We start from the raw sequence: 18,952 nt of genomic DNA, 5'->3' as shown, positions 1-18,952 counted from the left end.
CACCGGCTGCTGCTCGCCGCGCAGCAGCACGGCCACGAGCTTGCGGCCTTTCTGCTCGGCGCCGCCGATGTACGTGTGCCTGGCGTCGTCGGTGAAACCCGTTTTGCCGCCGATGAATCCCGCGTACCTGCCGAGCAGGCGGTTGTCGTTGTTGACTTTGAAGCCCGGTTTGGTGCCGTAGCCCGGCCAGTCGATCTGCTTGGTGGTGACCGCCTTGGTGAACTCCGGCTTCTTCATGGCTTCGCGGTAGAACAACGCCATGTCGTAGGCCGACGTCATCATCCCCGGCCCGTCCAGCCCGGACGGAGTCGCGACCTGTGTGTCCGACGCGCCGAGCTTCTTGGCCAGGGCGTTCATCTTCGCCACTGTCTGCTCGACGCCACCCAACTGCATCGCCAACGCGTGCGCCGAGTCGTTGGCCGAATGCATCAGCAGAGCGAGGAACAACTGGTTGACGGTGTACTGGCCGCCAGGGCCCATACCGACCTTGGTGCCCGGTTGGTTGGCGTCTTCCTGCGTGCCCTCGACAACCTTCGTCATGTCCAGCTCGTCCATCACCACGATGGCGAGCAGGACCTTGATCACCGACGCTGGGCGCTGCCGGGCATGCGGGTCCTTCGCGGCGATCACGTCACCGCTGTCCAAATCCGCCAGCAGCCACGACGCGGTGGTCACGTCCGCAGGCAGCGCGGGCGCTCCGGGCGGCGCCACCACACCGCATTCGCCCATCCGCTCGCCGCCCGCGGGCTTGGCGGGCACGGGTGGCGGCGCGGGCGCCTTCTGGCCAGGCTTCGGGTTCTCCGAAGTGTCCACCGGCGGTGGCGGGGCCGTCTTGTGCGGGCACGAGCCGTCGGGCTGCGCGCTCGCCGTGAGGCTCGCGCAGGCGAACAGGCACAGCGAGGCGAGCAGGACAGCGAACAGTCGCCGTGACGTCAGGACCACGAACCCAGGTTAGGGCGTAATACCGAAGTCAAGTCACCGGGCCTGTTGTGCCCGCAACCTCTTTGCCCTGGCCATCTTGCGGCGAGCCGTCATCACGAGGCCGGCGAGCACGACCAGGCCCGCCAGGATGGTGATCGGCAGGCCTGCGGTGCCGAACGCGGACCGTGCCACCGTGTTGGAACTGGCCAGCGTGGTCGTCTCGTTCTCGGCGCTGCTCGGGGTGTCCTGCGGGGCTGGCGACGGCTGGTCGATCGCGCCTGCCAGCTTGCCGATCGGCTGGACCCGCGCCGCGGCGAGCGTGAAACCGTAGTCCAGCAAGGAAGCCGCCTGCGGGAACGGTTCGCTCTGCGACCGCATCACCGACACGATCAGGTGCCTGCCGTCCCGCTCGGCGCTGCCGACGAAGACGTTCTGCGCGGCGTTGGTGGTGCCCGCCTTGCCGCCGGTCGCGCCCTTGAAGGTGTTCAGCAGCTTGTTGTCGTTGTTGCGGGTGATCGTGGTGTTCCGGTTGCCCTGCGGCTTGATCTGCACCCGCTTGGACCCGGTCGCGTCGGCGAACTCGGGGATCCGCATCGCTTCGCGGTAGATCAGCGCGGTGTCGAACGCCGAGGTGCTCTGGCCAGGCACGTCGTTGCCGTTCGGGTTGACCACCCGGGTGTCGAGCGCCTTGAGCTCACGGGCCAGGTTGTTCATCTTCTGTGCCGCTTCGTCGGCGCCACCGAGTTCACGCGCCAGCGCGTTGGCCGCGTCGGCCGCGGGCATGACGATCAGCGCACGGATCAGGTCGCCCGCGGCGTATTTGCCGTCCGCGATGATGCCGACCTTGGTACCCGGCTGGCGGGTGTCCTCCCGGGTGCCGACGATGACCTTGTCGGCCGGGATCTCCTTGAGGGCGACCATCGCGAGCAGAACTTTGATGGTTCCGGCTGGCCGCTGCCGGGCATGCGGTGCATAACTGGCGAGCACGTCGCCGGTCGCCTGGTCGGCGATCAGCCACGAATCGGCGGTCAGGCCGTCCGGCGGCAGGGTGGCGTTCGGCGGCAGGACGACACCGCAGTCGCCCATGCGGGCGCCGCCGATCGGGTCCTTGGGCAGGTCAAGCGGCGGCAGCTGGTCGCCGTTGCCCTCGTTGGCGGGCGGCGGCACGGCTTTGGCCGTGCAGCTGGACGCCGTCGGGCCGTCGGACGGTTGCCTCGAGGGCGTGGTGGACCCCGATGACTTGGGCGTCGAGTTCTTGGGTGATGTCGCCGTCGACCCTCGCGTCGAGGTGCTGGGAGAGGTCGGTTGTGCGTTCGCCGTGGCAGGTACCGCGGCGAACGTGACGGCGGCGGCGATGCTGAGAGACAGATTCAGTACGCGGGCCAGTTGCCGAGCTCGTTCAGGCACACCTGCAGGCTAGTCACTCGATCGTGATGTCGGGCGGCGGGGCAGGACTAGGGTCGTGGGATGTCGCGTTCGGTAATGGGCGAATAATGCCGTTCAGGCTGTTTGCACCGCTGCCCACCACACAGGGAGAAACCCGTGGAGTTCGTCCGGCATCTGCTCGTGTTCCTGCACCTGCTCGGTATGGCGATGCTGATCGGCACGCTGATGCTGCAGCTCAAAGCCGGTAAGGACGCGCCGGTGAACAAGGGCTGGCTGCACGGTGCCGGGGTGCAGCTGGTGACTGGGCTCGCGCTGATGCTGCTCGCGCCGCTGACCAACCAGGACTACAACCACATGAAGCTGGGCATCAAGCTGCTCGTGCTCGTGGTGATCGGCGTGCTGGCGGTGCTCTACGTCACCAAGGACAAGGCGCCGAAGTGGTTCAGCCCGACCCTCGGCGGCCTGGTCGTGCTCAACGTCGGACTCGCCGTGTTCTGGGCTTGATCAGCTGATCAAGCGACTTATGAACTCATAGCGTTAACCCTACGTATGGCGTATTTCAGTCCATAGAGTTAATACGTACTGTCGGCCCGTTCATCTGCGGCTGGAGAGCGATCACTCTCCGGCGTTCAGTGCACGGGAGGGCAAGTGCATCGAAGAAGTTCCGCTGGCTTGGCGCTGTTAGCGCTGGTCGGCCTGGGCGTCAGCGCGTTATCCGCTCCCGCGGTGGCCGCACCCAGCGTGACGAACCCGGGGATCGAGTACGGCGCGCCCGACGACCACGACCTGCCGAACAAATACGAGGAGAAGCGCCGCGCCCTTCGCCAGGAAGCGCTCGCCGAGGTTCTCTCCGGCGAGACCAAGGTGGAGAAGCGCGGCGCCAGCACGGTCGCCAAGGTCGGTGACAAGCCCGCCGACGCGGCGCGGGGCGGTCAGCCGCAGCAGCGCGTCGACCAGTACGTGGAACTGGGCAGGGAGAAGACCGACAAGATCTTCGTGGTCCTCGCCGAGTTCGGCAACCAACGCGATCCGCGGTACCCGGACGTGGACATCGCACCGGCGATCCCCGGCCCGACCAAGTTCGACGGCCCACTCCACAACGAGATCCCGGCGCCCAACCGTGCGGTGGACAACAGCACGATCTGGCAGCCGGACTACTCCCGTGAGCACTTCGAGCAGATGTACTTCGGCGAGGGCGCCGGAGTCGAATCGCTGAAGACCTTCTACGAGAAGCAGTCCTCGGGCCGGTACTCGGTCGAGGGCATGGTCACCGACTGGGTCAAGGTCGACTACAACGAGGCTCGCTACGGCCGGTCCAACGGCTTCCCGTGCGCGGGCAACGTCTGCAACAACACCTGGGACCTGATCCGTGACTCGGTGAACCGCTGGGTCGAGAACCGCGTCGCGGCCGGCGCCACGCCTGAGCAGATCCGCGAGGAGCTCAAGGCGTTCGACACGTGGGACCGTTACGACCACGACAGCGACGGCGACTTCAACGAGGCCGACGGCTACCTGGACCACTTCCAGATCGTGCACTCGGGTGGTGACCAGGCCGACGGCGACCCGATCCAGGGTGAGGACGCGATCTGGAGCCACCGCTGGTACACCTACCCCAGCTCACCGGACGGCCCTGCGGGCAACAAGCGCGGCGGCACCCAGATCGGCAACACCGGTCTGTGGGTCGGTGACTACACCATCCAGCCGGAGAACGGCGGCCTCGGCGTCTTCGCGCACGAGTACGGCCACGACCTCGGTCTGCCGGACCACTACGACACCGCTGGACCCGGTGGCGCGCAAGAGAACGGCGTCAACTGGTGGTCGCTGATGGGCCAGAGCCGCGTTTCGGCGGCGAGTGACCAGGGGATCGGTACGCGCGCCAACGACCTGTCCGCGTGGGACAAACTGCAGCTGGGCTGGCTGGACTACGAAGTCGTTGTGGCAGGCCAGGATCGGACGCTGGATCTCGGTCCGCACGAGTACAACACGGACAAGGCGCAAGGCGTTGTCGTTGTGCTGCCTGACAAGCAGAAGACCAACGAGTACGGAAAACCCTTCGCCGGGACGAAGATGTACTGGAGCGGCAAGGGCGACGACGTCGACAACAACATGGTCAGGGATCTTGACCTGACTGGGAAGACGTCGGCATCGCTCGCGTTGAAGGCGCGTTACGACATCGAAGCGGACTTCGACTACCTGTACGTGCAGGCGTCGACCGACGGCGGCGCGACGTGGACTTCGTTGGACGGCACCGTCAACGGTGCGCCGTTCCCGAAGGACGGCGCGAACGCCCCGGCGCTGACCGGCACGCAGGCTAACTGGGTCGACGTGAACGTGCCGCTGAACTCGTTGGCAGGCAAGCAAGCCAAGCTGCGGTTCCGATACGTGACTGACGGCGGTGTGGCCCCGGACGGCTTCTTCGCCGATGACATCAAGATCACTGTGGACGGCGCGGTCGTGCTCGACGACGGTGCGGAAGGCGCACCGGCAGGCTGGACCCTCAACGGGTTCAAGCAGACCACCGGTACCGAGACCGCGACGTTCGACCACTTCTACATCGCCACCAACCGCACGTACGCGTCGTTCGACCAGTACATGCGGACCGGCCCGTACAACTTCGGGTTCCCGGACAAGCCGGACTACGTCGAGCACTTCCCGTACCAGGACGGCCTTCTGGTGTCCTATTGGGACACTTCGCAGGCGGACAACAACACCAGCGCCCACCCGGGCGAGGGTCTGATCCTGCCGATCGACGCCAACCCGGAGCCGATCTACAACCTGCAGGGCCAGCCGTGGCGGCCGCGGATCGCCGGCTACGACGCGCCGTTCTCGCTGCAGAAGTCGGACTCGATCACGCTGCACGCGGCCGGCCGGGCCAGCTACATCCGTGGCCGCTCCGCGCAGCCGCTCTTCGACGACGCCAAGTCGTACTGGTCGCCTGACCAGCCGACGGCGGGCGTGAAGGTGGCCGGGGCCGGGGTGAAGATCAGGGTGCAGTCCCAGCAGGGCACTTCGATGACGGTCCGCGTCTTCAAGTAAGCCTTCGCAGTACAGCGACGGGGTGGCCAGGTTTGCCTGGTCACCCCGTTGTTTTTTGGTAAATCCGGTACGCCTTACCCGTGGGCCGGTTGGCCTAAACATACGATCGAAGGGTTTACCGGTGATCGCCGCCGCACATAGCGTGAAAGAGCGTTCGGGGACGCAATAGAGGTACCCGAGCCATTCCTTTTCGACCCCTGCTGAAAGGAATGCGCTTTCATGCGTAAATTCATTCCGGCTGCCGCGCTCGCGGTCGCCTTTTCCGCGATCGGAGCACCTGTCGCCGCGGCGGCCGGTGACCCGGTCCAGCCCATGATCATCGGTGGTGACACGGTCAGTTCCGCGCCGTGGGGCGCGCAGATCTACGTCGGTGGTCAGTTCAACTGCTCGGGCACGATCATCGCGCCGGAGTGGGTGCTCACCGCCAAGCACTGCGACGGATCCAGCGTGTCGGTGAAGGTCGGCAACGTGAACCTCGGTCAGGGCGAGGAGCGCACGGTCGACCGCAAGCAGGCCGCGCCGACCGGTGACATCCTGCTGCTGCACCTGAGCTCAGCTGTGCAAACCGAGTACATGAAGCTCGGTGACGCCAACCCGGAGGCCGGCGCGACCAACCAGATCTTCGGGTGGGGCCGGACCGAGGGCAGCTCGCCGCCCTCCCCGGTGCTGAAGACCGCAAACGTTCGCGTCAGCGGCACGAGCACCGATGCTTACGGTGGCCCGGCGATCCGCAGCGAGGGCGTGGACGGCGCGGCGTGGAAGGGCGACTCCGGCGGTCCGCAGCTGTCGAACGGCGTGCAGGTCGGCGTTTGCTCGACCGGTGAGAACAGTGGAAGCGACCCGAATGGGACGCAGAACTATTCGAGCATCGCCAGCAGTCGTTCCTTCATACGCAACACCGCTGGTGTCTAAGCCCAAATCTCGGGGTAATACTTCGGGCACACGCAATGTTCGTCATCGAGTGGCGGATCAATGACGATCCCGCCGGGTAGTCTTCGCTCAATTTCCTTGGCGGCGTCGACAACTGACTCGGTGACGTAATAGGTGTCCGAAAGCCACAATTCCAGCCGGCCGTTCCTGATAGTGGGAGCGGCCGGCTGGAACATGTCGGGGTCCAAGTCCGGATCACTCAGCGCTACCAGCAGCCGGTCGCCGTCGTTCTGATGGCCGCCGTACGCCCGGCAGAACCTGAAGTAACGCAGTTCCCGCGCCCAGCGCGCGATGGTCTCCCGGCTGTGCTCGCGGTACAGGTACTCCTCCCAGGTCATGACGTGATTATAGAGTTGCGTAGATTCTACGTAATTACGTAGTATGGTCGCATGGAGCTCGACGAGCGGCTGGCAGCACTGGAGGAGCGGGTCGCCGCACTCGAAGGACGGCGTTCGGGGTCGATCCCCGAGGGCACGTTCTGGGCCTTGGAAGGGCTCAAGGACCGGGCGCCTGAGGGTGCCGTGCTGTTCACCGGAGCGGTCCCGTTGCCGACTGGGCACTTCTACGAGTGGCAGCAGGGCGAGACCGTGGAGAACCTGCTGGGGCAGGACTGGTCGGAGCTGAGCGGGGCGTTCGCCGCGCTGGGGCACCCGGTCAGGTTGTTGTTGCTGCGGCTCATCCTCACCGGTGTCCAGTCGACCGCCGAACTCCAAGAGCACGAAGCACTGGGGACAACTGGGCAGCTGTACCACCACCTGCGGCAACTGGTGGCCGCGGGCTGGCTGCACGTGACCGGGCGCGGCCATTACGCCGTGCCGGGAGCGCGCGTGGTCCCTCTGCTGACTGTGCTCACAGCGGTCCAGAATCCAGCATGAAGGGGGAAGCATCATGCCTAGGCGAAGAACCGTTCTCGCCGCCGCCACCGGGCTCGGCCTGATCGGCACGCCTGCCTACGCCGCAGGCGGCCTGAAGTCCCTTGTGGACGCTCAGCTGGCGAAGATCACCGGCTACGACACCGTTGCCATCGGAGCGTTCCGCGGCCAGGAAAGCTATGCGGTGCGAGGTGGCGCGATCTTCCAGATCGGGTCGATCACGAAGACCTTCACCGCGTTGGCATTGGCTCTGCACGGCCACATCGACGATCCGCTCGCCAAGCACCTGCCGCGGCGATTCCCCGCACCCGAAGGCGTGACGCTCGCACAGCTGGCGTCGCACACCTCCGGGCTGCCTCGGCTGCCACCAGGGATGTTCGAGCCTCCGCATGTCGTCGATCCTCGGGACCCATGGGCGCACCTCACCGAGGAAATCCTGATCGACGCCCTGAAGAAGACGACGCTGCAAACCCCGCCCGGTACGAAATACCTGTACTCCAACTTCGGTGCGGGACTGCTGGGACTGGCGTTGTCCCGCAACTACGAGGCCATGGTCCGGCACCGGATCACGCTTCCGTTGCGGCTCAAGGACACCGTGATGACGTTGAATGCGGAGCAGCGCCGCCGCAAGATCCAGGGCTATGACCCGGAAGGCGTGGCCACACCGGACTGGCGACTACCGGTGATCCCCGGCGCGGGAGCGCTCTACGGCACAGTCGACGACCTGCTGCGGTATATGCGTGCCCACCTTGGCGACGCGCCACGTTTCCTGAAGCCCGCGCTGGATCTGGTGCAGCGCCCCAGGTTTGAGGAGAGCCCGGAGATGAGCCTCGGCCTCGGCTGGCACATCGTCACGCTGGCCAGCGGCCGCAAGGTGGTCTTCCACGACGGCGGCACCGGCGGATTCACCAGCCTCGCCGGATTCTCACCGAAGGACGGAACCGGCGTCGCGATCATCGTGAACAAGTTCAACGCGGACCTGTTCGGCCACGCCACCGAACTCATCGAGGCCTTGTGATCACAAAAGGGTGGTCAGGAGAACCTGACCACCCTTTGCGTCAGATGTGACTGACAGTGCGCCTATCTCCTGTTGATGCGACGTGACCGTCCATCCTCACGTCGGCGCTGCCACACCAGTGATTGCGTTGTGGTGGCCATAGTGAGCAAAAGATTGAGGCACGTGAGCACGTGTGCCACGGTGTCCAGGATCTGCATGTCTTCCTCCGTCCGGTCAGTGGGGCCTGCGACCGGTTTTACGGAAGGAATGCCCTGTTCAGGGGTATTCGAGAACGTTCGCCGAACAGCGTCCGCATCGACCTGTAACAGCTTTCGCGTTCGACGGATGTACGAAGGACAGCGGTGTCAAAGGGACAGGATGGCGATGACGCGGGATCTTGATCCAGTGAACAAGTCGGCTCCTGAGCCGATGCAAGCGTTGGCTGAGAAGCTCAGGGACTGTATGCGTAAAGCCGAGTACCCGTCGCTCAGGGAACTGGCGAAGGGCGCCAACCTCTCCGCGTCGACGGTCTCCGAGGCGCTGGCCGGAAGTCGAGTACCGAGTTGGCTGACAGTGTCATCGATTCTCAAGGCTTGCGACGTTCAGCTCAGCCAGTATTGGGCGAAGCTGCATAAGGATGCCAAGGCAGCCGAGACACAGTGGCGAAAGGCGTCTGGAACGGGTCTCCCGGCGGACTTGCGCCCTCAGCCGGGCACGATGTCCATTCGGCCACCCATCGGTGACCTGCCCAGTCGCGTCAGGGGCCGTGACGAACTGCTTGACCAGCTGTTCGCCGAGGTGGCGAACACTCGCTCCGCGATTCAAGTGCTGCACGGTCTCGGCGGATGTGGCAAGACCACCGTGGCGTTGGAACTTGCTCGTCGGGGAGCGGAGAGCGGGTGCTCGGTGTTTTGGATCAACGGTGACCAACGAGACCAGTTGGTCACCGGGATGCGCGAGGTGGCACGGGAGATCGGCGTACCGGACGAGGACGTCGACGAGAGCTGGTCAGGCCGTGCCAGCGCACCCGACTTGCTCTGGCGATACCTCGACGCCGCCGAGCGGCAATGGATCCTCATCGTCGACAACGCCGACAAACCAGACGTCCTCGCGTCCGGCAGCAGCAGGCCCGGTGACGGCACCGGCTGGGTACGCCCCAGCAGTGGTGGAGTCACTGTCGTCACCACGCGTGTGGGCAGCCCAGATGTGTGGGGACATCGGGCGGATCTGCACCATGTCGAAGTGCTCGAGGCGGACGATGCGGCGGACATGTTGATCGACTTGGCCGGGCACGCGGGCGATCGCGCCGACGCACGTGAGCTGGCCGACCGGCTTGGTGGGCTGCCGCTCGCGTTGATGTACGCAGGCACATATCTGAGACGCGCCGCTCGCGGTGCGGGCTTATTGCGGCGCACCGGATTGCGCTCGGACCGGATCAACACTTTCGTGGCATACCAACGTGCGCTCGGTGATGCGGGTCTAGCGCTCCTGGACCACGGTTTGAACAACATGGGTAGCACTGAGGACTTGGAACGTCTGCACCGCAAGCTGATCAGCCGGACTTGGGAGATGAGTCTGGATCTGCTGGAGACACAGGGGATTCGGCCTGCTCGAGTGCTGATGCGGCTGATCTCCTGCTTCGCGCCTGCGCCGCTGCCGGTCGACCTGATCGACATGGACGTAATGACCAGAAACGGTCTGCTGCCAGAGACCACCATCCCGGAGGAGGTCGACACGGCGATCGAGGCTCTTGTCGACTTCAACATCCTCGATGTCGCAGAAAGCCGCGAGCTGACTGCGGTGCCTGAGGGAGTGGGGGATCCGCCACTGCCTTGTCTCGTTGGTCACCGGTTGGTACTTGAAGCGACGGCCGCGAGAGTAAGGGCGCTCCCTGAAGCCGAGCAGACTGCGGTGTGGCGGACGGTGGCCACCTGGCTGGAGGCGGCCACGAGCATCGAGCCAGAGGAGGCGTGGAACTGGGACTGGTGGCAGCTGATTGATCCGCACATCCGAGCTGTGGTTGCCGCAGTGCCTGATCACGACGAGGACCTCCTGGTCAGCGTGTTGACCTCTGGTCTGAGATGCTTCGCCTTCTTGGTGTTCGCAGAACGACCCGCGGACATCAAAAACTTTGTTGATGCCATGGTCAACAAGGCGAACGCGCTCGGTAAAGACCACCCGACCCGACTCGCATTGTCCCATCGCGAAGTATTTCTCAAGCCCTCTCACGACCAACGTGAAATGAACGACTACCGCAGCATTCTCCAGGTACAGACACGTGTATTGGGTGCCGATGATCCTGAAACCCTGATCACGCACCACAATTGGGCTCACGTTTTGTGGCACGTCGAAGGCGCCGAGACAGCTGAACAGCATATGCGTCACGTTGTCCAAGCACGAACCAAAGTGCTCGGACCTGTCAACCCGTACACGCTGTTGTCCCGCAACGACTGGGCGAAGATGTTGGCGGATGTCGGCCGTCAGGAGGAAGCCGAGGCTGAACTGCGCGCCTCTGTCAACGACTGCCGCCGCGATCGAGGCGGGCATGACGCGGTCACATTGGCCCAGGTGGTGCAGCTGGTCAAAATGATGAACAAGCGTGGGCACTATGACGCTGCGAAGGCCGAGTACAGGCATTTTATCGACAAGTACCCGCCTGCCTCTGATCTGTCGGCGTCTACTCGGAGCGAGATCGCGGACATACTGGGTGATCAGAAGCGATATGCGGAAGCCGAGGCTGAATATCGGGCAGCGTTGAAGCAACTGTTAGAGGTGAGAGACATTCGCGAGCATAGGAATGTGTCTATGAAGCTGACGAGGAACTTGCGTGCGCAAAAGAAGTTTGATGAGGCGATAGAGTATGTGAGCGAACTTATTGAATCGTGCGAAGATCTGCCCGCTGACGACTCATTCTTGCTAGCGGCCCGACATCAATACGGCGATCTACTGCATTCCGTCGAACGGTATGCCGAGGCGGAAGCTGAGCTAACTGCGGTGCTAGAAATCCGCGCGCGTACCTTCACGTCGGAAGACTCGGTGGTGTTGGCTGAGCGGCACTGTCGTGCCCACACTTTGCAGAGATTGGGACGGAGAGGCGAAGCTACATCGGAGCTTGGTGAAGTCGCCGGGAGTCTTCGAAAACTGGTCGGCGCTGAGCATACGCGGGCGCGTGATGCCACTTGGTGCCACGCCATGGCGTTGCTCGGCATGGACCGGCTTGCTGAGGCGCTAAGTGAGTTGGAGACGTGTCTTGGCGCTGAGTTAATGGTTTTCGGTCCAGAGCATCGCAGTGTTCTAATAACGCGTCGGATGATCGCCGAAACCTGTCACAAATTAGGTTTGTGGTCGTCTGTGCAGCTCCGCAATGAGTTCGATGAATTGCTCGGAAGGTTCATCGAGTGCGACGGCGAGGACGGGTCTGCCGTCACTGGGATGAAGGCCTACCTCGCCCGCCTCGGCGACGAATGAGAAGGCACTCCGCCCGAGTGTGGACGATGTGTCTTCGGCAGGGTTAACTCTCAGCGGCGGAAGAGTAGGGCTCGTTTGACTTCTTGGATTGCTTCGGTGACTTGGATGCCGCGGGACAGGCGTCGGTGTAGTTGAAGGTGGTTCGGCAGCGCCAGACGCCCTCGGTGTCGTTGAGAATGTCCAAACGGTCGCCGGCACCGTTGTCAGGCGCACAGGATGCACTTGGTCGTATCGTCGAAGCGCTCGTGGTCGGCCCCGTGGCTGGATTCGTTCCCGTGTCGGCTCGTTGCCGTATGTGATCACGTACGGGGAAGGCCTCGAAAAACGGCTCCATGTCGACGAGGGGGTCCTTGCGGACCTCAAGGCCCTTGATCGGCGCGATCGAGATCGTGGTCGGCTTTCTCTTGCGTACCAGCAGGCCTTTGACCAGGACTTTCACGCCAGCGGTTCATGCCGTTGATCTGCATCGCATCCGAGCCGCAGATGCCGGGCGCAGGACCAGCGGAACGTCAGCGCGCCGTCGATGACCGTGAAGTCATTCCGGGCAGATGAGTTCGACAGTCGGGTAGTACGTGCGATAGCGGGCACTGTCCCGGGTAAGCAGGCGGAACTTCGCAACCGCGGCATGTGCGCCGATGTAGAAGTCAGGCAATGGCGATGTCTTGGTGCTGCCCCGGCTTCGGTAGTCGGCGAAGCACTTGCCCGCGAGAAACGCCGCCGACCACGGCAAAGGTGTGCGGATGAAGTCGTCCGGCGACAGCGCGTCGTCGAGGTCCTCGATGCTGGTGAAGCGAAGGGAGACCTCGGCGTAGACAAGCGGATTGATGAGCAGCAGACCGTCGTCGGCCGCCAGTGTGAGGGCGGCCGACGACCAGTCGAACCAATTCGGGTCCTCGGTCAGCAGATCGATCAGCACATTCGAGTCGACCAGAGTTCGCTCAGTCGGCACGCGTCAGAGCCATGATCTCGTCGGTCGTCATCGGCACGTCGCCTCGGCCACGCAACCGGGCCACGATCCGTTGTCCACGCTGTCCGTGGGAAGCCGCGCGCACGATCTTGGCCGCGCCGTCCTCGACGATGAAGTCCACTTCATCGCCAGGTTGCAGGCCGAGTTCCTCCCGGACTGCGATCGGAATCGTCACCTGCCCTTTGGACGTCAGCTTCCCGCTCATGAGGGTAAGAGTATTACTTTCTTACCTCTTACTCAACTCAGCGGCGGAAGAGCAGCGCGCGCTTGACCTCCTGGATCGCCTTCGTCACCTGGATGCCGCGGGGGCATGCGTCGGTGCAGTTGAAGGTGGTCCGGCAACGCCAAACGCCCTCGGTGTCGTTGAGGATGTCGAGGCGGTCGCCTGCGCCGTCGTCCCGGCTGTCGAAGATGAACCGGTGCGCGTTGACGATCGCGGCGGGTCCGAAGTACGAACCATCCGTCCAGTACACCGGGCACGAGGTCGTGCAGCAGGCGCACAGGATGCACTTGGTCGTGTCGTCGAAGCGCTCGCGGTCGGCCTGCGACTGGATCCGCTCCCGGGTCGGCTCGTTGCCGTACGTGATCAGATACGGCTTGACCGCGCGGAAAGCCTCGAAGAACGGCTCCATGTCGACGAGGAGGTCCTTGCGGGCCTCGAGACCCTTGATCGGGGCGACCGAGATCGTGGTCGGCTTTCCCTTGCGCGCCAGCAGGTCCTTCACCAGGACCTTGCAGGCCAGCCGGTTCATGCCGTTGATCTGCATCGCGTCCGAGCCGCAGATGCCGTGCGCGCAGGACCGGCGGAACGTCAAGGTCCCGTCGATGTACCACTTCACGTAGTGCAGCAGGTTCAGCACACGATCCGTTGGCAGCGCTGGGATGTCGTAGGTCTCCCAGTGCGGCTCGTCATCGATTTCCGGGTTGTAGCGCATGATCTTCAGCGCGACCATCACCGCGCCCTCCGGCACCGGAGGAGCCTCGCCGCGGATACCCGACTCAACTGTCGCAGTCATCAGTACTTGCGCTCCATCGGCTTGTACCGGGTAAAGGTCACGGGCTTGTAGTCCAGCCGGATGTCCGACGTCAGCGACTCGCCCTGCTTGTACGCCATGGTGTGGCGCATGTAGTTCGTGTCGTCCCGGTTCGGGTAGTCCTCACGGGCGTGCCCGCCGCGCGATTCCTTGCGGTTCAACGCACCCACGACCAGGACTTCGGCCAGCTCGAGCAGGAAGCCGAGCTCGATCGCCTCAAGCAGGTCCGTGTTGTAGCGCTTCCCCTTGTCCTGCACGGTGATGTGCGCGTACCGGGACTTCAGCGCCTGCACGTCGTGCAACGCCTGCTTCAACGTGTCCTCGGTGCGGTACACCGAGGCGTTCGCGTCCATTGTGGCCTGGAGCTCGGTACGGATGTCCGCGACGCGCTCGCGGCCGTGCTCGGACAGGATCAGCGCGAGCTGGTCCTCGACGAACTTCGCCGGTTCCGTGGGCAGGTCGACGTGTTCCGGGCGGGACAAGGCGTACTCGGCGGCGGCGATCCCGGCGCGACGGCCGAAGACGTTGATGTCCAGCAACGAGTTCGTGCCCAGCCGGTTGGCGCCGTGCACCGACACGCACGCGCACTCACCCGCCGCGTACAGGCCGGGGATCACGTGGTCGTTGTCCCGCAACACTTCCGCGTGGATGTTGGTCGGGATGCCGCCCATCGCGTAGTGCGCGGTCGGGTACACCGGCACCGGCTCCTTCACCGGGTCGACCGCCAGGTAGGTCCGGGCGAACTCGGTGATGTCCGGCAGCTTGGTCTCCAGGACCTCGGCACCCAGGTGCGTGCAGTCCAGCAGCACGTAGTCCTTGTTCGGCCCCGCGCCACGGCCTTCCAGCACCTCAAGGGCCATTGAGCGGGCCACGATGTCACGCGGCGCCAGGTCCTTGATGGTCGGGGCGTAGCGCTCCATGAACCGCTCACCCGAGGCGTTGCGCAGGATCGCGCCCTCACCACGGGCGCCCTCGGTGAGCAGGATGCCCAGTCCCGCCAGACCTGTCGGGTGGAACTGGTAGAACTCCATGTCCTCAAGGGGAAGGCCCTTGCGGAAGATGATGCCCATCCCGTCGCCGGTCAGGGTGTGCGCGTTCGACGTGGTCTTGAAGACCTTGCCGAAGCCACCCGTCGCGAACACCACGGACTTCGCCTGGAAGACGTGGATCTCGCCGGTCGCCAGCTCGTACGCGACAGCGCCGGTGCACACCGGGTCGCCGTTGGCGTCCGGCGTCAGGCAGATGTCCAGGACGTAGAACTCGTTGAAGAACTCGATGCCGTGCTTGACGCAGTTCTGGTACAGCGTCTGCAGGATCATGTGGCCGGTGCGGTCCGCGGCGTAGCAGGCGCGGCGCACGGCGGCTTCACCGTGGTTACGCGTGTGCCCGCCGAACCGCCGCTGGTCGATCTTGCCTTCCGGCGTGCGGTTGAAGGGCAGGCCCATCTTCTCGAGGTCGAGCACCGCGTCGATGGCCTCCTTGGCCATGATCTCCGCGGCGTCCTGGTCGACCAGGTAGTCGCCACCCTTGATGGTGTCGAAGGTGTGCCACTCCCAGTTGTCCTCTTCGACGTTGGCCAGCGCGGCACACATGCCGCCCTGCGCCGCGCCGGTGTGCGAACGCGTGGGGTAGAGCTTGGTCAGTACGGCAGTCCGGGCCCGCTGGCCCGACTCGATCGCGGCGCGCATGCCGGCGCCGCCCGCGCCGACGATCACCACGTCGTACTTGTGGAACTGCATGGGTTATCAGCCTTCGTGGTGGAGTTGATCAGGCGTCCATGTTCGGGTCGAACGTGAAGATCACGAACGTGCCGAGCGCGAGGATCAGCACCATCGAGACGTACAGCAGAACCTTCAGCCAGAACCGGGTGGCGTCCTTGCGGGCGTAGTCGTTGATGATCGTGCGCAGCCCGTTGCCGCCGTGGATCTCCGCCAGCCACAGCATGGCCAGGTCCCAGAACTGCCAGAACGGTGACGACCAGCGGCCTGCGACGAAGCCCCAGTTGATCCGGTGCACGCCGCCGTCGAGGATGTTCATGATCAGCAGGTGGCCGAGGACCAGCACGACCAGCGCCACGCCGGACACGCGCATGAAGACCCAGCTGGCCAGTTCCCAGTTGCTGCGCCGGACGGACGGGCGGAGCGGCGCGCGGGGGCTGTCGAGTCCGAGCGTCATGACGCGCCTCCGAACATGTCGCTGACCGTACGGACCAGCATGAAGTAGGCGCCGGGGATCATCACCAGCAGCCAGACCACGAGGATGCCCCAGAGCATCTGCCGCTGGTAGCGCGGGCCCTTGGCCCAGAAGTCCACCAGCATCACCCGGATGCCGTTGAGCGCGTGGTAGAGCACCGCGCCGACCAGCCCGACCTCGAGCAGGTTGACCAGCGGTGTCTTGTAGGTCTCGATGATCTCGTTGTACGCCTGCGGCGACACGCGGACCAAGGCGGTGTCCAGCACGTGCGCGAAAAGGAAGAAGAACGTGAGCACACCTGTGATGCGGTGTGCCACCCACGACCACATACCCGGGTCGCCGCGGTACAACGTCCCGCGTCGGCTGGGCCGCGACACCTCAGCGGCTTCGGCGGACATCGGTTTTCTCAGCCTCCAACATCGCTGGACTCTCGGCTGGATGGGCTGGAGTCCAACCGGGACGAATACCCACCGGGCCTTGACCTGACGGATGCTAGTCCCGTCGCCCGCACCTGGCCCAACCAGCGGTTGGCCTCTGTGACACACCGAACACAGCCGCTGCGCCAAATGCCTGCCCGATCGGGCCCGCGGTGCAAGGCTGACCGCTGTGCTCCCCCTGATCGGTTTGCTGCTCGGCGTCGCCGTTGTGCAGCCCCCTGACGTGCACAAGCTCGACGTTCCGGCGGCGATCAGAGCCTTGGAGACCCAGCAGGTCTACCAGGCTCCCGGCGTGGTGACGCACATCGATCTGGGTGTGGTCACCCGTGAGATGGCGCCGGACACCAAGCTGCTGATCGGCCCGTTCAGTGCGTACAAGGACAACGATCACTACGAGCGGGTGTCCGAGCCGCTGCGGAAATGGGCGGACAGCAAGAAAGTGCGACTGATCACAGTGGAGGGCCTGTACACCCGGTGGGGTCCGTCGAACGTTGCCGAACTGCGCCAGCAGACGGCCTACATGGACATCACCGGCCCGGCTTTGGCTTCAGTGCGCGAGGTCAACAAGGTGCCGGTCGGCGAGGTCTATCCGGCGTACGAGGTGCGCACGCCGACTCCGGCGCAAGTCGCTGACCTGGCGGGAAAGCTGCGGGAGAGCCGGATTTACAACGCACCGGGCCGTGCGGACAAGTTCACCCTGTCCACCAAATCGATCCAGCAGCAGACCGGGCTCACCGTCCGGGTCGCGGCATTGCCCGCGCTGAAGCCGGGGGAACCGTTCGTGGACTACGCCCCCGCACTGGCCAGAGAATTCCCTGACGACATCGTGTTGGTAGCCCAAGGCTATTGGACCGACGCGGCGGGCAAGGATCAGGAACGCGTTGACACCGCGCGGAACTACGCGTCCGGCCGGTACGAGATCGGGACCTTCCTGAAAGGCGGTTCGGTCGACGGGCGGGTGTCGACCATCCTGACCCGCCTCGACGAACTGAGCCGCCGCAAGCCTTTCGGCCGTCCGCAGCCGGAAACCTACGACCCGGCTCAGACAATCACGCGCTACACACCACTGGCGTGGGGCGGATCTGCCGTAGTCCTTGGCGGCGGCGCGCTCGCGGGCTTCGCGGTGTGCCGCCGCAAGCGCCAACGTCTCGAAGAAGCCGAGTTGCAGAAGGCGAAAGCCAAGGCGTACGCCAAAATCAGCGAACTGGGAACGGCCCTATTGGACAGCCACCCGCCGGAAGCGGCTGAACGGTATACAACCGCGCGGGACTTGTTCGAGCAGGCGCGCACCGCCGAGGCGATGGCCGAGGTGGAGCGAATCGCAGAGGAAGGGCTAGCCCTGCTGTGAAGAAGCTGCCGCCCGTCGAGCGCTTCCTGTGGCGGGAGAAGTACTTCGGTGTGCCGCGTTGGATCGTCGGCGGTCTGCTCGTCGGCGTGATCGCGTGCGTTGCCTTGCTGCGCACCCAGTTCGCGACCTCCGAACAGGCTCGCACGATCGTGGAAGGGTTCCGGCACGGTTCGGTGTATGTGGAACCGGGCGAACCCGGGATCGTGAACGCGGACCGTGTCCGGCAGGTGCTCGGGGATCGCCCGATCGTGGTGGCCATCTTGGCCGACAGGCAACTGCCACCGTCCGGCGAGGAACTGTCCAGCTCATTGCAGAAGCTGTGCGATGACGTCGCGGACTTGGTGCCGACCAACCTGGTGGTCCTCTACGGCAACGAACCGCGGGACGGCTACAACCCCGCGTTCTGCGTCGGACCGGAGTTCAGCAACGACGAGCACCCGGTGTCCGACGCCGACTTCGACTTCGTGCTGATCGCCAAGGCCGAGTCGGCGTGGAAGTACCGCGTCTCGCCCACCGACCTCACGCCGCAGATCGAGGAGTACGTCCTGGCGTTCGACGCACAGGCGGCGAAGGCCTATCCGGACACTGTTCCGCGTCGTGGCGCTGTGCCCGACGGGCTGGCGACCGGGGAGATCGTGTTGTCCCTAGGCGGCATCGTCGCGGCTTGTGTCGCTTTGTTCTTCCTGCTGCACCTGCTTGCCCTGGCGCTTGGTCGGCGCAGGCCACGGGTGCGCAGGCAGCTGGAGATGGGTGCCCGGCTGAGCAAGATCGGCGAGTACGTGCTGTCGGCCGATCCGAAAGGATCGAACCAGGCCGAAGTGGCCAGGAAGTACGTACTGGCGTTGCAGGGCCACGAGTCCGGCGCGAACGTGGCCAACCAGGTCGAGGAGCTGGAGAGGCTGGTCCGATGACGTGGGTTTGGATCGCCGGCGCCGTGCTGCTGCTCGGCGCGGGCGCGCTCGTGCCCGCGTTGCTGAGCAGGCAGAAGCACAGCAACAACGACGAAGCCATCGCGGCACGGGCCAAGCACAACCAACTGGGCCTACACGTCGAGGTCCTGCCATCGACTGACGACGACCGGGTGGCCGCGTTGTTCCAGCAAGCCCGTGAACGATGGATAACCGCTGGTGGCGTACTCGCCAAGGCCCGTACCGAGGAGGAATACCGGCTGGCAGAGCGGATCTGCACCGAAGGTCTCGCTCTGATAAAGGAAGCCGAAAGGTGATCACCCTGCGTGTCCGGGTGCGACCGCGAGCGGCATCACCGGCAAACGATTAGGTTACGCCCTGCCGGTGGTGTGCTGACCTGGTCAGCGGGGCAGGTACGGTCCACCAATTCGCAAGTTCCCGGCGAGTAGGGCCGG

17 protein-coding genes and 2 pseudogenes are annotated in these 18,952 nt (G+C 64.7%); 9 read left to right on the top strand and 10 right to left on the bottom strand.

From position 1 onward, the window contains the following. Window positions 1-30: 30 nt before the first annotated feature. Both B9C43_RS11845 and B9C43_RS11840 read right to left on the bottom strand, forming a co-directional pair. Window positions 31-729 (bottom strand): annotated as a pseudogene (locus tag B9C43_RS11845) (D-alanyl-D-alanine carboxypeptidase family protein); the annotation flags it as partial. A gap of 246 nt (window positions 730-975) precedes the next feature. Then, window positions 976-2,328 carry a D-alanyl-D-alanine carboxypeptidase family protein gene (locus B9C43_RS11840; RefSeq protein ID WP_143446291.1) on the bottom strand — a complete coding sequence of 451 codons (1,353 nt, stop codon included), beginning with the start codon at window positions 2,326-2,328 and terminating at the stop codon, window positions 976-978. Window positions 2,329-2,463: 135 nt separating this feature from the next. On the opposite strand from B9C43_RS11840, the gene B9C43_RS11830 reads away from it, so the two are divergent. From B9C43_RS11830 to B9C43_RS11820, 3 genes are all read left to right on the top strand, one after another. Beyond that, the gene (locus tag B9C43_RS11830; RefSeq protein ID WP_033384655.1) at window positions 2,464-2,811 is read left to right on the top strand and encodes a hypothetical protein; all 348 of its coding nucleotides are present in this window, start codon (window positions 2,464-2,466) and stop codon (window positions 2,809-2,811) included. 168 nt (window positions 2,812-2,979) lie between these two features. Continuing rightward, window positions 2,980-5,343 (top strand): immune inhibitor A domain-containing protein, encoded by a 2,364-nt coding sequence (locus B9C43_RS11825; RefSeq protein WP_235038566.1) that lies wholly within the window; start codon window positions 2,980-2,982, stop codon window positions 5,341-5,343. Window positions 5,344-5,562: 219 nt separating this feature from the next. Continuing rightward, window positions 5,563-6,255, top strand: a complete 693-nt coding sequence (locus B9C43_RS11820) for a S1 family peptidase (RefSeq protein ID WP_033384649.1) — start codon at window positions 5,563-5,565, stop codon at window positions 6,253-6,255. On the opposite strand, the gene B9C43_RS11815 is transcribed toward B9C43_RS11820, so the two are convergent. Beyond that, window positions 6,252-6,611 (bottom strand): hypothetical protein, encoded by a 360-nt coding sequence (locus B9C43_RS11815; RefSeq protein WP_084426128.1) that lies wholly within the window; start codon window positions 6,609-6,611, stop codon window positions 6,252-6,254. The genes B9C43_RS11820 and B9C43_RS11815 overlap by 4 nt on opposite strands. 51 nt (window positions 6,612-6,662) lie before the next feature. Here B9C43_RS11815 and B9C43_RS11810 point away from each other — a divergent pair, with 51 nt between their 5' ends. The 3 genes from B9C43_RS11810 to B9C43_RS11800 all read left to right on the top strand — a co-directional run bounded on the left by B9C43_RS11810 (window position 6,663) and on the right by B9C43_RS11800 (window position 11,610). Next, a complete protein-coding gene (locus B9C43_RS11810) occupies window positions 6,663-7,148 on the top strand; it encodes a helix-turn-helix domain-containing protein (RefSeq protein WP_033384646.1) in 486 nt (161 codons plus the stop codon). A gap of 13 nt (window positions 7,149-7,161) precedes the next feature. Then, window positions 7,162-8,163, top strand: a complete 1,002-nt coding sequence (locus B9C43_RS11805) for a serine hydrolase domain-containing protein (RefSeq protein WP_084426126.1) — start codon at window positions 7,162-7,164, stop codon at window positions 8,161-8,163. A 324-nt stretch (window positions 8,164-8,487) separates the two neighbouring features. Beyond that, the gene (locus tag B9C43_RS11800) at window positions 8,488-11,610 is read left to right on the top strand and encodes a helix-turn-helix domain-containing protein (RefSeq protein ID WP_160096485.1); all 3,123 of its coding nucleotides are present in this window, start codon (window positions 8,488-8,490) and stop codon (window positions 11,608-11,610) included. Window positions 11,611-11,660: 50 nt separating this feature from the next. Here B9C43_RS11800 and B9C43_RS11795 read toward each other — a convergent pair. From B9C43_RS11795 to sdhC, 7 genes and pseudogenes are all read right to left on the bottom strand, one after another. Then, window positions 11,661-12,135, bottom strand: a pseudogene (locus B9C43_RS11795) (2Fe-2S iron-sulfur cluster-binding protein); the annotation flags it as partial. A gap of 10 nt (window positions 12,136-12,145) precedes the next feature. Continuing rightward, entirely contained in the window at window positions 12,146-12,559 is a 414-nt protein-coding gene (locus tag B9C43_RS11790) for a type II toxin-antitoxin system VapC family toxin (RefSeq protein WP_084426122.1), read from the bottom strand. Further along, window positions 12,549-12,782: an AbrB/MazE/SpoVT family DNA-binding domain-containing protein gene (locus B9C43_RS11785; protein WP_084426121.1), complete on the bottom strand. Its 234-nt coding sequence runs from the start codon at window positions 12,780-12,782 to the stop codon at window positions 12,549-12,551. Before B9C43_RS11785 ends, B9C43_RS11790 begins: the two co-directional genes overlap by 11 nt. 37 nt (window positions 12,783-12,819) lie before the next feature. Further along, a complete protein-coding gene (locus B9C43_RS11780; protein ID WP_084426119.1) occupies window positions 12,820-13,593 on the bottom strand; it encodes a succinate dehydrogenase iron-sulfur subunit in 774 nt (257 codons plus the stop codon). Next, on the bottom strand, window positions 13,593-15,350 hold the full coding sequence (gene sdhA, locus B9C43_RS11775; RefSeq protein WP_033384641.1) for a succinate dehydrogenase flavoprotein subunit: 1,758 nt from the start codon (window positions 15,348-15,350) through the stop codon (window positions 13,593-13,595). Before sdhA ends, B9C43_RS11780 begins: the two co-directional genes overlap by 1 nt. 28 nt (window positions 15,351-15,378) lie before the next feature. After that, entirely contained in the window at window positions 15,379-15,786 is a 408-nt protein-coding gene (locus B9C43_RS11770; protein ID WP_033384640.1) for a succinate dehydrogenase hydrophobic membrane anchor subunit, read from the bottom strand. Beyond that, window positions 15,783-16,202 (bottom strand): succinate dehydrogenase, cytochrome b556 subunit, encoded by a 420-nt coding sequence (gene sdhC, locus B9C43_RS11765; RefSeq protein WP_084426117.1) that lies wholly within the window; start codon window positions 16,200-16,202, stop codon window positions 15,783-15,785. Before sdhC ends, B9C43_RS11770 begins: the two co-directional genes overlap by 4 nt. 208 nt (window positions 16,203-16,410) lie before the next feature. Here sdhC and B9C43_RS11760 point away from each other — a divergent pair, with 208 nt between their 5' ends. Genes B9C43_RS11760 through B9C43_RS11750 form a run of 3 tightly spaced genes read left to right on the top strand, consistent with a single transcriptional unit; the run spans window position 16,411 to window position 18,814 of the window. Further along, window positions 16,411-17,589 carry a hypothetical protein gene (locus tag B9C43_RS11760; RefSeq protein WP_084426115.1) on the top strand — a complete coding sequence of 393 codons (1,179 nt, stop codon included), beginning with the start codon at window positions 16,411-16,413 and terminating at the stop codon, window positions 17,587-17,589. Further along, the gene (locus B9C43_RS11755) at window positions 17,586-18,500 is read left to right on the top strand and encodes a hypothetical protein (RefSeq protein ID WP_051895921.1); all 915 of its coding nucleotides are present in this window, start codon (window positions 17,586-17,588) and stop codon (window positions 18,498-18,500) included. Before B9C43_RS11760 ends, B9C43_RS11755 begins: the two co-directional genes overlap by 4 nt. Beyond that, on the top strand, window positions 18,497-18,814 hold the full coding sequence (locus B9C43_RS11750) for a hypothetical protein (RefSeq protein WP_033384637.1): 318 nt from the start codon (window positions 18,497-18,499) through the stop codon (window positions 18,812-18,814). The genes B9C43_RS11755 and B9C43_RS11750 overlap by 4 nt, the downstream gene beginning before the upstream one ends. Window positions 18,815-18,952: the final 138 nt, after the last annotated feature.

The sequence above is a fragment of the Kibdelosporangium aridum genome (genome assembly GCF_900176515.1).
In the GTDB taxonomy this organism is placed as follows: domain Bacteria; phylum Actinomycetota; class Actinomycetes; order Mycobacteriales; family Pseudonocardiaceae; genus Kibdelosporangium; species Kibdelosporangium aridum.
This window is presented reverse-complemented; position numbering and strand designations above follow the sequence as displayed.

Excerpts from the sequence above, each read along its gene's own strand:
- B9C43_RS11820 (WP_033384649.1), top strand. The coding sequence starts at position 5,563 with ATGCGTAAATTCATTCCGGCTGCCGCGCTCGCGGTCGCCTTTTCCGCG.
- B9C43_RS11815 (WP_084426128.1), bottom strand. The coding sequence starts at position 6,611 with ATGACCTGGGAGGAGTACCTGTACCGCGAGCACAGCCGGGAGACCATC.
- B9C43_RS11810 (WP_033384646.1), top strand. The coding sequence starts at position 6,663 with ATGGAGCTCGACGAGCGGCTGGCAGCACTGGAGGAGCGGGTCGCCGCA.
- B9C43_RS11805 (WP_084426126.1), top strand. The coding sequence starts at position 7,162 with ATGCCTAGGCGAAGAACCGTTCTCGCCGCCGCCACCGGGCTCGGCCTG.
- B9C43_RS11800 (WP_160096485.1), top strand. The coding sequence starts at position 8,488 with ATGTACGAAGGACAGCGGTGTCAAAGGGACAGGATGGCGATGACGCGG.
- B9C43_RS11785 (WP_084426121.1), bottom strand. The coding sequence starts at position 12,782 with ATGAGCGGGAAGCTGACGTCCAAAGGGCAGGTGACGATTCCGATCGCA.
- B9C43_RS11780 (WP_084426119.1), bottom strand. The coding sequence starts at position 13,593 with ATGACTGCGACAGTTGAGTCGGGTATCCGCGGCGAGGCTCCTCCGGTG.
- sdhA (WP_033384641.1), bottom strand. The coding sequence starts at position 15,350 with ATGCAGTTCCACAAGTACGACGTGGTGATCGTCGGCGCGGGCGGCGCC.
- B9C43_RS11770 (WP_033384640.1), bottom strand. The coding sequence starts at position 15,786 with ATGACGCTCGGACTCGACAGCCCCCGCGCGCCGCTCCGCCCGTCCGTC.
- sdhC (WP_084426117.1), bottom strand. The coding sequence starts at position 16,202 with ATGTCCGCCGAAGCCGCTGAGGTGTCGCGGCCCAGCCGACGCGGGACG.
- B9C43_RS11750 (WP_033384637.1), top strand. The coding sequence starts at position 18,497 with ATGACGTGGGTTTGGATCGCCGGCGCCGTGCTGCTGCTCGGCGCGGGC.